Annotated in this window: 11 protein-coding genes; 1 reads left to right on the top strand and 10 read right to left on the bottom strand. The window is 64.7% G+C overall.

Going from position 1 to position 13,022, the window contains the following annotated elements; all coding sequences use genetic code 11:
* Positions 1–24 precede the first annotated feature (24 nt).
* From ACZ1J6_RS09650 to gor, 10 genes are all read right to left on the bottom strand, one after another.
* Complete coding sequence (locus tag ACZ1J6_RS09650) at positions 25–807, bottom strand: thioesterase family protein (protein ID WP_431568003.1); 783 nt, start codon at positions 805–807, stop codon at positions 25–27.
* Positions 807–1,178 (bottom strand): tRNA-binding protein, encoded by a 372-nt coding sequence (locus tag ACZ1J6_RS09645; RefSeq protein ID WP_431568002.1) that lies wholly within the window; start codon positions 1,176–1,178, stop codon positions 807–809. The genes ACZ1J6_RS09650 and ACZ1J6_RS09645 overlap by 1 nt, the downstream gene beginning before the upstream one ends.
* On the bottom strand, positions 1,179–3,203 hold the full coding sequence (locus tag ACZ1J6_RS09640; RefSeq protein ID WP_431568001.1) for an ATP-binding protein: 2,025 nt from the start codon (positions 3,201–3,203) through the stop codon (positions 1,179–1,181). It abuts the gene before it with no gap.
* A gap of 230 nt (positions 3,204–3,433) precedes the next feature.
* On the bottom strand, positions 3,434–3,802 hold the full coding sequence (locus ACZ1J6_RS09635) for a lysozyme inhibitor LprI family protein (protein ID WP_431568000.1): 369 nt from the start codon (positions 3,800–3,802) through the stop codon (positions 3,434–3,436).
* 7 nt (positions 3,803–3,809) lie between these two features.
* Positions 3,810–4,862, bottom strand: a complete 1,053-nt coding sequence (gene bioB / locus ACZ1J6_RS09630; RefSeq protein ID WP_134092708.1) for a biotin synthase BioB — start codon at positions 4,860–4,862, stop codon at positions 3,810–3,812.
* 89 nt (positions 4,863–4,951) lie between these two features.
* Entirely contained in the window at positions 4,952–7,102 is a 2,151-nt protein-coding gene (gene scpA, locus ACZ1J6_RS09625) for a methylmalonyl-CoA mutase (RefSeq protein ID WP_465128067.1), read from the bottom strand.
* Positions 7,103–7,152: 50 nt separating this feature from the next.
* Positions 7,153–7,590, bottom strand: coding sequence for a methylmalonyl-CoA epimerase (gene mce / locus ACZ1J6_RS09620; RefSeq protein WP_431567998.1), 438 nt, complete (start codon positions 7,588–7,590; stop codon positions 7,153–7,155).
* Positions 7,587–8,768 (bottom strand): beta-ketothiolase BktB, encoded by a 1,182-nt coding sequence (gene bktB, locus ACZ1J6_RS09615; RefSeq protein WP_431567997.1) that lies wholly within the window; start codon positions 8,766–8,768, stop codon positions 7,587–7,589. The genes mce and bktB overlap by 4 nt, the downstream gene beginning before the upstream one ends.
* A 103-nt stretch (positions 8,769–8,871) precedes the next feature.
* Positions 8,872–10,398, bottom strand: a complete 1,527-nt coding sequence (locus tag ACZ1J6_RS09610) for an acyl-CoA carboxylase subunit beta (protein ID WP_431567996.1) — start codon at positions 10,396–10,398, stop codon at positions 8,872–8,874.
* A gap of 327 nt (positions 10,399–10,725) precedes the next feature.
* A complete protein-coding gene (gene gor / locus ACZ1J6_RS09605; protein WP_134092703.1) occupies positions 10,726–12,072 on the bottom strand; it encodes a glutathione-disulfide reductase in 1,347 nt (448 codons plus the stop codon).
* Positions 12,073–12,360: 288 nt separating this feature from the next.
* Between gor and ACZ1J6_RS09600 the strand changes: the two genes are divergently transcribed.
* Entirely contained in the window at positions 12,361–12,963 is a 603-nt protein-coding gene (locus ACZ1J6_RS09600) for an RBBP9/YdeN family alpha/beta hydrolase (RefSeq protein ID WP_431567995.1), read from the top strand.
* Positions 12,964–13,022: the final 59 nt, after the last annotated feature.

Below are 13,022 nucleotides of genomic sequence, written 5' to 3'. Positions count from 1 at the left end.
AGGTGACGAAAAGGGCTGAGCAACTCAGCCGAACACCGCCACCGACTGCATCCCCGCAATCACCGGCGCGCCCGCAGCGCTCCACTGGAGAATATGCTCACTGGCCCCGCCGTCCCGCGCAAATGCGCTGGTGGTGCGCAGCAGCCACCAGCCGTCCTCGGTGACCGGCGCCGGTTCCAGCAGATTGATGTGCCAGTGCATCGAGCTGATCGGCACGCGGAAATTGAGCAGCGGCAGCACCGCCGTCGGCAAGGCATCGCCGACCAACACCGCTTCCAGCGCCGGATCGAGGCCGCCGCGCTCTTTCAGGCGCACCCACCAGCACATATCCGCCTCGCCCAGCGCCGATTTCGGCAAGGCGAACCGCGCATCGAAGTTCCGCTTCAGAAATTCGGGCGCCACGTCCAGCGGCACCGGCCTGGCATCGGCCACCGGGTTCACGCCCTCCGGCATCGGATAGCCGGCGATATCCGCCGCGCTCTCGATCTGGCGCATGAACACGAAGCTGGCGGTGAAACCCACGCACTTCTCGTTCGCAAGCTCGGCAGCTACCCAGGTGGCATTGCGCCCCTTGCGCACGATCCGCGCCCGCGCTTCCACGCGGCCAGCCAGCGGCGCGATCATCGCGAACTGGCCGGAACGCAGCGGCGGCAATTCGGGATCGAGCCGCTGCGCCGCCGCCAGCGCAACCGCCGAAGTCAGCCCGCCGTAAGCGGTGCGGCCCTGAAGCCAGTCTTCGGTGATATCGAAAACGAAACCGCCCTCGATCTCCTCCGCGCTCGCCAGAAGCGCAGCAAACCCCGTCATCAGAACAACCTCGAACCGTTGGGCACCGGCTGGTCCGGTGCGAAAAGGACCACCCGGCCCTCCTCGTCCGCGAAGCCGAGCGTGAGCGCCTCGGACACGGCCTTGCCGATCTGGCGCCTGGGGAAATTCACGACCGCCGCCACCTGCCGCCCGATCAATTCTTCGGGAGAATAGAGCGCGGCGACTTGCCCCACGCTCTTTCTCTCGCCAACGCCGGGACCGAAATCGATCCGCAATTTAAGGCTCGGCTTGCGCGCTCCCTCGTAGACTTCGGCGGCGACGATCGTGCCGACGCGGATGTCCACTTTCAGGAAGTCGTCGAAGCTGACTTGCTCAGCCGCAGGCGCGGCGGGGTCGTGGTCCAGGTGCATTTACTCCATTTCGAGGATGACGGCGTCCACCGCAAGGCTTTCGCCTGCCTTGGCATTGACCGCCTTCACCACGCCCGACTTCTCGGCGCGCAGGATGTTTTCCATCTTCATGGCTTCGACGACGGCCAGCGGCTGCCCTGCCTCAACCTTGTCCCCCTCGCCCACATGAAGCGCGACGAGCAGGCCCGGCATCGGGCAGATCAGGAACTTCGAGAGATCCGGCGGGATCTTTTCGATCATGTGCTTGCTGAGCGAAGCCACGCGGCTGGGCAGGATCTGCACATTGTGGATGCAGCCGCGCGTGGTCATCCTGAGGCCCGTGCGCGTCGGTGCGACGCGGATGCCGATGGCCTCGCCATCGATCTCGGCTTCGATCAGCCGGTCACCGGGGGTGTATTCCATTGCCAGTTCGACAAAGGCGCCGTTCACCGTGACGTCCTCGTCGTCGATGACGACTTCGTAGGCCGCCTTGTCGATGGTGACGGTCCATTCCGAGGGCGGCGACAAACGATGCGGCGCCAGTTGCCCGTCGACCCGGCGTGCCCGGTCTGCCCGCGCAGTGGCGACGAAAGCGGCGACGGCAGCCAGCTTGCCCTTGAGGTCCTCCGACGCGGGCGCGCCGGTAAAGCCCTCGGGATATTCCTCGGCGATGAAGCCCGTGGTCAGTTCGCCCGAGCGGAAGCGCGGGTGCTGCATGATGGCCGAGACGAAATCGATGTTGTGGCCAAGGCCCTCGATCTCGAACAGGTCGAGCGCGGCCACTTGCTTGTCGGCGGCTTCGTCGCGCGTTTCGCCCCAGGTGATGAGCTTGGCGATCATCGGATCGTAGAACATCGAAACTTCGCCGCCTTCGTAGACGCCGTCATCCACGCGCACGCCATGGATGCCGCGACGGCCGTTCTCGGCGCCGTCGTCGTCCCAGCCGTCCACCGGCGGCTGATAGCGCACGAGGCGGCCGGTCGAGGGCAGGAAGCCGCGATAGGGGTCTTCGGCATAGACGCGGTTTTCGATGGCCCAGCCGTCGATCTTCACGTCCGCCTGCGTCATCTCCAGCTTCTCGCCCGCGGCGACGCGGATCATCTGCTCGACCAGATCGACGCCAGTGATCGCTTCGGTAACCGGGTGCTCGACCTGAAGACGGGTGTTCATTTCGAGGAAGTAGAAGCTCTCGCCGGTCGCATCCGCGCCCGAGACGATCAGTTCGACGGTACCTGCCGAATAGTAGCCCACCGCGCGCGACAGCGCGACGCACTGCTCACCCATCGCCTTGCGCATCGCGGGGGTCACGAAGGGCGACGGCGCTTCCTCAACCACCTTCTGGTGGCGGCGCTGGATCGAGCATTCGCGCTCGTTCAGGTAGAGGATGTTGCCGTGCTTGTCGCCGAGGATCTGGATTTCGATGTGGCGCGGGTTGAGAATGAACTTCTCGATGAAGACGCGGTCGTCGCCGAAGGAATTGAGGCCCTCGCGCTTCACGGACTCGAAGCCCTCGCGCACGTCCTTTTCGTCGTAGGCCAGGCGCATGCCCTTGCCGCCGCCGCCGGCGCTGGCCTTCATCATCACCGGATAGCCGATCTCGTTCGAGATCCGCACGGCGTGCTCGGTGTCCTCGATCTCACCGACAAAGCCGGGGACGACGTTGACGCCCGCCTGCTTGGCCAGCTTCTTGGATTCGATCTTGTCGCCCATCGCGGCGATCGCGCCAACGGGAGGCCCGATGAACTCGATGCCCTCTGCGGCCAGCGCTTCGGCGAAGGAGGTGCGCTCGGAGAGGAAGCCGTAGCCGGGGTGCACCGCTTCGGCGCCGGTCTGCTTGCAGGCCTGGATGATCTTGTCGGCAATCAGGTAGGACTGCGCAGCGGGCGCGGGACCGATGTGAACCGCCTCATCGGCCATCTGCACGAACGGCGCGCGGGCATCGGCGTCGGAATAGACGGCAACGGTCTGGATGCCCATGCGGCGCGCGGTCTTGATCACGCGGCAGGCAATCTCGCCCCGGTTTGCGATGAGGATTTTCTTGAACAACCCCGTAACTCCCAAGTCAGCCGCCGTGCATGAAGAAGCCGGCGTCGATCACCAAAACCATCGCTCAGAGCGTCGCGGCGAGGATGAATATCCCCGCCGGCACACTCATCGTTCGTCTCCCTGAACTTGTTTCAGGGTCCATCGCGCCGCACAGGCCATCGGCCCGGGGCGCGAAATGGATGCTGCAGCGCGTCCAGCATGACGGGTTTGCAAGCGGAGAGCACCGGGCATCAGTTCCCCGCGCTCCCATAAGCGCGCAGCTGTTTCGTGCGCGCCTCGGTCAATCCCTTGAGGCAGCCGTTCTGCTGAAGCGGCCAGATCGTGCCGCTTTCCTCACGCGGGCCATTCTCCGAAAGGCACTGGGCGTCGCGCCAGGCGAGCCACTTGCGCTGCGCATCGAGCAGCCGATTGAAATTGCCAACGGGTCCCTGCTTGTCGGCAGCTTTCGCCTTGGCCACCGCCTTCCCCCAAGCCTCGTTCATCACCCGATCGGCGGACTGGAAGTCGCGATACGAACACACGTTCATGTCCGTCTGCGTCATCGCATTGGCGCAATCGATCGGGGGCTGCGAGGCCAGGAGAAGGATCGGCAGGATCATGCGCGGGTCACTCGGCCGCTTCCAGCTTCGCGCAGCCCTTGGGCATCCGCTGGGCTTCGACTTGCGCCTCGGTCAGTTCGATGGCCATCGGCTTGATGCCGAGGCGCGCGAACATCGCCATGTCGCTGTCGTCGCCCGCGTTCGGCGCGGTGAGCAGCTGGTCGCCCGTGAAGATCGAGTTCGCGCCGGCCATGAAGCACATCGCCTGCGTCATTTCCGACATCGACTCGCGCCCCGCCGAGAGGCGCACCATCGACAGCGGCATGGTGATGCGCGCGACCGCCACCGTGCGCACGAATTCCACGTCATCGATCTTGGCCAGCGGAGTGTCGGCCAGCATGTCGCCCAGCACGGTGCCCTTCACCGGAACCAGCGCGTTGACCGGCACCGACTGCGGGTGATCCGGCAGGGTCGCCAGCGTGTGGACGAAGCCCACGCGGTCGGCACGCGTCTCGCCCATGCCGACGATGCCGCCGGAGCAGACGTTGATGCCCGCCATGCGCACGTTCGACAGCGTGTCGAGGCGGTCATCCATCGTGCGCGTGGTGATGACCTGGTCATAGCGCTCGGGCGAAGTGTCGATGTTGTGGTTGTAGTAGTCGAGCCCGGCGTCAGAAAGCATGTCCGCCTGATCGGGCGTCAGCATGCCCAGCGTCATGCAGGTTTCCATGCCCATCGCGCGCACGCCCTTCACCATCTCGATGATGGCGGGCATGTCGCGGTCCTTGGGGTTGCGCCAGGCGGCGCCCATGCAGAAGCGGGTGGACCCCTGATCGGCCGCCTGCGCCGCACGCTGGAGCACCTGCTGCACTTCCATCAGCTTGGTAGCCTTGACCCCGCTGTTGGCCGAAACCGACTGCGAGCAATAGCCGCAGTCTTCCACGCAGCCGCCGGTCTTGATCGAAAGCAGCGTGGAAAGCTGCACTTCGTTGGCCTTGTGGTTGGCACGGTGCACTTCGGCCGCGCGGAACACCAGTTCGGTGAACGGCAGATCGAACAGTGCCGCGATTTCCTCACGGGTCCAGTCGGTACGGGGGCTGATGGAAGGGGTTTCGGTCATAGTCATTCCTCAGGCAGAGCGCGCGGGATGACGCGCGGCCAAACCCCGGTCATAGGGGCAAGCGCGGCGTCGATCCAGCGTGACCATCCTTATTCCGCCACTTCCAGCGAAGAACCGAGCGGCGGCATGTTGTGGCCGAGCAGGCGCAGCACGTCAGCCGCGCATTCGACGACGTTGGTGCCGGGGCCGTAGATGCCCTGAACGCCGGCACCCCGCAGGAACTCATAGTCCTGCGGCGGGATCACGCCGCCGGCGATCACCTTGATGTCGCTCCGGCCCGCTTCGCGCAGTTTCTGGATCAGTTCAGGGATCAGCGTCTTGTGACCGGCCGCGAGGCTGGACGCACCGACCACGTCGACCGCGCTTTCCAGCGCGAGCACGACGGTCTCTTCCGGCGTCTGGAACAGCGGACCCGAAACGACGTCGAAGCCCATGTCCCCGAAGGCCGAGGCGATGACGTTGGCGCCGCGATCGTGGCCATCCTGACCCATCTTGGCGACCAGCACCTTGGGCTTGCGGCCGAGACGGCGCTCCACCGCCTGCACGCCGTCCAGCACCTGCTGCCAGCGGCTGTCACCCTCGTAAGGCGCGCCATAGACCCCCTTCACCGGGGTCGGCTGGGTGCCGTAGCGCTGGAAGCTGTCTTCCATGGCCGAGCTGATCTCGCCCAGCGTGGCGCGGGCGCGGGCACACTCGACGGCGAGCGCGAGGAGGTTGTTCTCGATGCTGGACACGCCTGCCGCGCCGTCACGCAGCGCCTTCAGAGCGGCCTGGCACTTGGCCTCGTCACGCTCCGCCTTCATCTTGTTGATGCGGGCGATCTGGCCTTCGCGGACCTTGGCGTTGTCGACTTCCAGCGTCTCCAGCAGGTCCTCGCTGGCGAGACGGTACTTGTTGACGCCGACGATCACGTCGTCGCCCCGGTCCACCCGCGCCTGGCGGGCGGCGGCGGCGGTTTCGATCATCGCCTTGGGCCAGCCGGCAGCGACGGCCTTGGCCATGCCGCCCTCTGCCTGCACGCGTTCGATGATCTCCCAGGCCTGGTCGACCAGCTGCTGCGTCAGCGATTCGATGTAGTAGGACCCACCCAGCGGATCGACGACATTGCACATGCCGGTCTCCTCCTGGATGATGATCTGCGTGTTGCGGGCGATGCGGGCCGAGAAGTCGGTCGGCAGCGCGATCGCTTCATCCAACGCATTGGTATGCAGCGACTGGGTGCCGCCCAGCATCGAGGCCATCGCCTCGATCGTGGTGCGGATGACGTTGTTGTAGGGATCCTGCTCCTGCAAGCTCACGCCCGAAGTCTGGCAGTGGGTGCGCAGCATCTTCGAACGCTCGTCCTTGGCGCCCAGCTCCGTCATCACCCGGTGCCACAGCACGCGCGCGGCGCGCAGCTTGGCCACTTCCATGAAGAAGTTCATACCGATGGCGAAGAAGAACGACAGGCGGCCTGCGAACTTGTCGATATCGAGGCCCGATGCCACGCCGTACTTCACGTATTCCGCGCCGTCCGCGATGGTGAAGGCCAGTTCCTGCACCTGCGTCGCGCCGGCTTCCTGCATGTGGTAGCCGGAAATCGAGATCGAGTTGAACTTCGGCATCTCGCGGCTGGTATAGCCGAAGATGTCCGAGATGATCCGCATGCTCGGCTCGGGCGGGTAGATATAGGTGTTGCGGACCATGAACTCCTTGAGGATGTCGTTCTGAATGGTCCCGTCGAGCAGCTTGCGGTCGACGCCCTGCTCCTCACCGGCAACGATGAAGAAGGCCAGGATCGGGATGACCGCACCGTTCATCGTCATCGAGACCGACATCTTGTCGAGCGGAATGCCGTCGAACAGGATCTTCATATCCTCGACGGAATCGATGGCGACGCCCGCCTTGCCCACGTCACCCACGACGCGCGGGTGATCGCTGTCATAGCCGCGATGGGTGGCAAGGTCGAAGGCGACCGAAAGGCCCTTCTGGCCCGCCGCGAGGTTGCGGCGATAGAAGGCGTTCGATTCCTCGGCAGTGGAGAAGCCCGCGTACTGGCGGATGGTCCAGGGCCGGCCGGCATACATCGAGGCGCGCACGCCGCGCGTGAACGGCGCGAAGCCGGGAAAGCCGGGATCGACGGTCACGTCCTCGGCGGTGTAGAGCGGCTTCACCGCAATACCCTCGGGCGTGTTCCAGGTCAGGTCCTTACCCTTGACCTCCTTTTCGGCGGCCGCCTTCCAGTCATTGATGTCTGCCATTGTCCGCATCCCTTTCGGCCCGCTTTCATTGCGGCGGACCGTAATCTATCTCAGTGACCGCCTTTGGGCGTTTCCATGATCTCGGTAAGCTGACCGCCCATGTCCCTGGGGTGTACGAAGAAGATCAGCGTCCCGTGCGCGCCCACGCGCGGCTCACCCAGCACGCGCTTGCCGAGGCTTTCGAACCAGGCCTTGGCGGCGTGAATGTCCGGCACTTCGTAGCAAATGTGGTGCTGACCCCCGAGCGGGTTCTTCTCCAGCCACTTGCCTACGGCCGAGTCCGCGGCAGTCGGCTGGAGCAGTTCGATCTGCGTACCTGCCGTGCCACCTTCACCCGGCGTATTGACGAAGCAGACGCGCACCTGCTGGCTATCGAGCACGAACGGCTCGGTAATATCGGTAGCGCCCATCACGTCGCGATAGAACGCGATCGAGGCGTCGAGATCGGGCGTGGCGACGCCGATGTGGTTGAGACGGCCGAGCTTCACGCCACATTCTCCAGCACGAGAGCGATGCCCTGCCCGCCGCCGATGCACATCGTGACTAGCCCGTACTTCCCGCCCGTGCGCTTCAGCTCGTACATGCACTTAATCGCGAGCATCGTGCCGGTGGCGCCGACCGGGTGACCGATCGAGACGCCCGAACCGTTGGGGTTCACCTTCTCCGGATCGAAGCCCAGCACCTTGGAAACGGCGGCGGCCTGCGCCGCGAACGCCTCGTTGCTCTCGATCACGTCGATCTGGTCGAGCGAGAGCCCGGCGCGCTTCAGTGCCACGGGAACCGCCTTGATCGGGCCTTCGCCCATGTAGGCAGGCTCGACACCGGCATGGCCCCAGGCGACGATCTTCGCCATCGGCTTCAGGCCGCGCATTTCGACTTCCGAAGCGGTAGCCAACACCACGGCAGCGGCGCCGTCATTGATGCCCGAGGCATTGCCCGCCGTGACCGCGCCATCCTTCTTGAAGGCAGGCTTCATGCTCGCCAACGTCTCGGCCGTCGTGTCTGCCCGGACATGCTCGTCGGTGTCGAACACGGTCACGCCCTTGCGGGTCTTCACTTCGATGGGAAGGATCTGGTCCTTGAAGCGGCCTTCCGCGATGGCGCGAGCGGCGCGCTGGTGGCTGGTCGCGGAGAGCGCATCCATGTCCTCGCGGGTGACGCAGTGGCGCTCCGCCACGTTCTCCGCCGTGATGCCCATGTGATAGCCGCCGATGGCGTCCGACAGGCCGACCGTCAGCGCGTCTTCCTGCGTGTTCGCGCCCATCTTCTTGCCCCAGCGCACGCCGTGGTCGTGATAAGGCACGTTCGACATCGACTCCGCGCCGCCCGCGACGGTGATCCCCGCCTCGCCCAGCTTCATCATCTGCGCGGCCGAGACGATCGCCTGCACGCCCGATCCGCACAGGCGGTTGAGCGTCAGCGAGGGCACTTCGAACGGCACGCCGGCATTGATGCCGATCACGCGGCTGAGCATCTCATCCTTGGCGCTGGTCGGCATGACCTGGCCGATGACGATGTGGCCGACGTCCTCCGGCGAAACGCCCGCGCGGGCCAGTGCCTCGGTCACGACCTTGCCGCCGAGATCGGACGGCATGAACGACTTCAGCGAACCGCCGAAGTCACCGACTGCCGTGCGCACGCCGCTGACGATGTAGATGTCTTCCATGACCTGACTTCCCAATCTTGCTTCTGACACATGCCGTCTTTCGCGGCCTGGAAGAGATCGCGGAACTCTCAAAAAGGAGGTGTCCCGCGATCCTCATGCGCCATCAAAGCGGAATGTTGTCGTGCTTCTTCCACGGATTTTCGAGGCTCTTGGTCCGCAGCTTGCGCAGGCCCAGCGCGATGCGCTTGCGGGTCGAGTGCGGGTAGATCACCTCGTCGATGTAGCCCCGGCTTGCCGCCACGAAGGGATTGGCGAAGCGGTCTTCGTATTCCTTGGTCTTCTCGGCAATACCTTCGGACGAGAGGCCGCGGAAGATGATCTCCACCGCGCCCTTGGCACCCATCACCGCGATTTCGGCGGTCGGCCAGGCGTAGTTGAGATCGCCGCGGAGGTGCTTGGACGCCATCACGTCATAGGCGCCGCCATAGGCCTTGCGGGTGATCACGGTGATCTTCGGCACGGTCGCCTCGGCATAGGCGAACAGCAGCTTGGCGCCGTGCTTGATGATGCCGTTGTGCTCCTGGTCGGTGCCCGGCAGGAAGCCCGGAACGTCCACGAACGTAATGATCGGGATGTTGAAGGCATCGCAGAAGCGTACGAAACGCGCGGCCTTCTTGGACGAGTTGATGTCGAGCACGCCCGCCAACACCATCGGCTGGTTGGCGACGACGCCCACGGTCTTGCCCTCGATGCGGCCGAAACCGACGATGATGTTGCCCGCATGGAGCGGCTGAACCTCGAAGAAGTCACCCTCGTCGAGCGTCTTCCTGATCACCTCATGCATGTCGTAAGGCTGGTTGGCCGAAGGCGGGATCACGGTGTCGAGGCTTTCCTCGGCGCGGTCCCAGGGATCGGCACAAGGACGCTCGGGCACTTCCTCGCGGTTGTTGAGCGGCAGGAAGTCGAAGAAATCGCGCGCCGCCAGCAGCGCCTCGATATCGTTTTCCAGCGCCAGGTCGGACACCGAAGTCTTGCTGGAATGCGTGATCGCACCGCCCAGTTCTTCCTGCGTGACGACTTCGTTGGTGACGGTCTTCACCACGTCCGGCCCGGTGACGAACATGTACGAGCTGTCCTTCACCATGAAAATGAAGTCCGTCATCGCCGGCGAATAGACCGCGCCGCCCGCGCACGGGCCCATGATCAGCGAAAGCTGCGGCACCACGCCCGAAGCGAGCACGTTGCGCTGGAACACTTCGGCATAACCGCCAAGCGAGGCCACGCCTTCCTGAATGCGCGCGCCGCCGGAATCGTTGAGGCCGATGACGGGCGCGCCCACCTTCATCGCATTGTCCATCAGCTTGCAGATCTTCTGCGCGTGACGGTGCGAGAGCGAACCGCCGAACACGGTGAAGTCCTGGCTGAACACGAAGACGAGGCGGCCGTTGATGGTGCCCGATCCGGTGACGACGCCGTCGCCCGGGATGCGCTGGCTTTCCATGCCGAAGTCGGTGCAGTCATGTTCGACGTAAAGGTCGAATTCCTCGAAGCTGCCTTCATCCAGCAGAATGTCGAGGCGTTCGCGCGCGGTCAGCTTGCCCTTGGCATGCTGCGCGGCAATGCGCTTTTCGCCGCCTCCCAGCTTCGCTGCGTCGCGGCGCTTCTCCATTTCGGCGATATTGGCTGACATCCGGGTTCCCTTGGCAAGTGACCTTGGCGGCACGAATTATTGCCCCTGCTAGGCAGGTCGAGGGGGGAAGGTCAATAGTTTTAAGTGATCGGTTAAATGACAAAAGTGGCAGGTTCGCGCGGATTTCGCCCCACCGATGTGTTTGGGCGCGGTTCGATCGTCCCGGCGCGTTATCGCGCTGCCGCGGGGTTTTCCCGGCCTGACCCGCAAACGAAAGGCGCCGCCACCGAACCGACGGTGACGACGCCCTCTCGTTCCGCCTTGGCGGATCGGCCGACAGATTGCGGCAATAACCGCGTGGCGGGCAAAGCCGCCCGCCCGGCCGCCTTATTTCATGAGCACCAGTTCCTCCGACATGGTCGGGTGAACGGCCACGGTAGCGTCGAAATCGGCCTTGGTGAGCCCGGCCTTCACCGCAATCGCGGCGGCCTGGATGATCTCCGGTGCGTCAGGCCCGATCATGTGCAGGCCGACGACCCGGCCCGTCGTGCCTTCGCAGACCATCTTGTAGAGCGAGCGCTCGTTGCGGTGCGCCATGACGTTCTTCATCGGCCGGAAATCGCTGGTGTAGATCTCCACCGATCCGAGTTCCTGCCGCGCCTGCGCCTCGGTCATGCCCACGGCGCCGATCGGCGGATGGCTGAACACGGCCGAGGGAATGCAGGCGTAGTCGAGCGTGGTCGGCTTGTTGCCGAATACGGTATCGGCAAAGGCCTGCCCCTCGCGGATCGCCACCGGGGTAAGCTGCACGCGGTTGGTGACATCGCCCACGGCGTAGATGTGATCGACATTGGTCCGCGAATGCTCGTCGACCCGGATCGCGTTCTTGTCATCGAGCGCGACGCCGACATTCTCCAGCCCCAGCCCCTCGACATTCGGCACGCGGCCGGTGGCGAAAAGGACGCAGTCGACCTCGAGAGGCTCGTGATTGGTCATCGTGACCGTCAGCGAGCCGTCGGCATTCTTCTCGATGCCGCTGAAATCGGCATTGAAGCGGAAGTCGATGCCCTTGGTGAGCGAGATCTGCAGGAGGCGATCGCGCATGCTTTCGTCATAACCGCGCAGAAGCTGGTCGGAGCGGTTGATCAGGGTCACCTTCGAGCCGAACTGGTGGAAGATGCCGGCAAATTCATTGGCGATATAGCCTGCGCCCGCGATCAGGATGCGCTTCGGCAATGCGTCCAGATGGAACGCCTCGTTCGAGGTGATGCCCAGTTCGTGGCCCGGGCAGGACGGCACATGGGGCCGCGCGCCGGTGGCGACGAGGATGACTTTCGCGGTCTTCTTCGCGCCGCTCGCCAGCGTGATCTCGTGCGGGCCGGTGATCGTGGCGCGCTCGTGGAAGATCTCGACCTTGTTGTTCTCCAGGGTCTGCGTGTAGATCCCGTTGAGCCGGTCGACGTCGCCCAGCACGTTGTCGCGCAGCTTCACCCAGTCGAAGTGGCAGGCCGGGATTTCCCAGCCAAAGTGACGGGCATCTTCCAAATCCTCGGCGAAATGGGCGCCGTAGACGAGCATCTTCTTGGGCACGCAGCCCCGGATGACGCAAGTGCCGCCGACCCGGTACTCTTCCGCCACCGCCACGCGTGCGCCATGCGCCGCTGCGATCCGGCTGGCGCGGACGCCGCCCGATCCGGCGCCGATGGTGAAGAGATCGTAGTCGAATTCTGACATGCACTTGCTCCTGCTGCGCCGGCTTGCGTCCGGGCACGGCGCATATGGGGCATGGTGCCTTCGATTGCCAACGGACGTTTTGTCGGAACACGACCTCCGTTGAGCGCAAAAATATTGTCAACTAAAACAGTTGAGTTTATCGGAGTCGCATCACGTTCCGCATACCTACAGGACAGCCTGCGCCAGCGGACATCGGCAAAAGCCCCACTGCGGGCCTACTCCTAGTTTCGGGAGACGAGCGAAATGGCAAAGACGAACCAACATCCCACATCCCCGCAGGAGCCTCTCGTGCTTCTGATCCCCGGCCTTGACGGCAGCGGACCTGGCCACTGGCAGCGCCGCTGGGCCGAGGAGATGGACAATGCCCAGATGGTCGACCTTGGACTATGGGAAAAACCGCATCGCAATACCTGGATCAACCGCCTGAACCTCTCGGTCCAGCGCGCGGGTCGGCCGGTGGTGCTGGTGGCGCATAGCCTGGGATGCCTCCTCACGGCCTGGTGGGCGAAATTCGAGCAGCCCGCCTGGTCCTCGCCGGTGATCGGCGCCTTGCTGGTCGCCCCGCCGGAAGTGGACTTCTTCCCGCGCGACGACCGGCTCAACGGCTTCGCGCCGACGCCGAGCGACGAACTGCCCTTCCCCTCGATCCTCGTGGCCAGCCGCAACGACCCGTGGATCGGCTTCCCCACCGCCCGCCTGCTGGCACGGCAATGGGGCAGCCAGTTCGTGGATGCGGGCGATACCGGCCATATCAACGCGGATTCGAAGATCGGCAGCTGGGAGGACGGCAAGCAGTTGCTGCGCCAGTTGGCCGGAGGTGCCGCTTCGCCCCAGCCTGCGCACACGCCGCTTCATGCGGATTGGTCGGAAGGCCTTGAATACCGTTCCTGAAGCGCACAGGCCCGGGAATGGAGAACGGGGCAGGTCGCCATGCGGCCTGCCCCGTTTCT

The organism is Novosphingobium sp. BL-S-21, assembly GCF_055521655.1.
Note: the sequence above shows the minus strand (reverse complement) of the source record. Positions and strands in the feature narration are given on the sequence as shown.

Excerpts from the sequence above, each read along its gene's own strand:
- ACZ1J6_RS09610 (WP_431567996.1), bottom strand. The coding sequence starts at position 10,398 with ATGTCAGCCAATATCGCCGAAATGGAGAAGCGCCGCGACGCAGCGAAG.
- gor (WP_134092703.1), bottom strand. The coding sequence starts at position 12,072 with ATGTCAGAATTCGACTACGATCTCTTCACCATCGGCGCCGGATCGGGC.
- ACZ1J6_RS09645 (WP_431568002.1), bottom strand. The coding sequence starts at position 1,178 with ATGCACCTGGACCACGACCCCGCCGCGCCTGCGGCTGAGCAAGTCAGC.
- scpA (WP_465128067.1), bottom strand. The coding sequence starts at position 7,102 with ATGGCAGACATCAATGACTGGAAGGCGGCCGCCGAAAAGGAGGTCAAG.
- ACZ1J6_RS09650 (WP_431568003.1), bottom strand. The coding sequence starts at position 807 with ATGACGGGGTTTGCTGCGCTTCTGGCGAGCGCGGAGGAGATCGAGGGC.
- bktB (WP_431567997.1), bottom strand. The coding sequence starts at position 8,768 with ATGGAAGACATCTACATCGTCAGCGGCGTGCGCACGGCAGTCGGTGAC.
- bioB (WP_134092708.1), bottom strand. The coding sequence starts at position 4,862 with ATGACCGAAACCCCTTCCATCAGCCCCCGTACCGACTGGACCCGTGAG.
- ACZ1J6_RS09635 (WP_431568000.1), bottom strand. The coding sequence starts at position 3,802 with ATGATCCTGCCGATCCTTCTCCTGGCCTCGCAGCCCCCGATCGATTGC.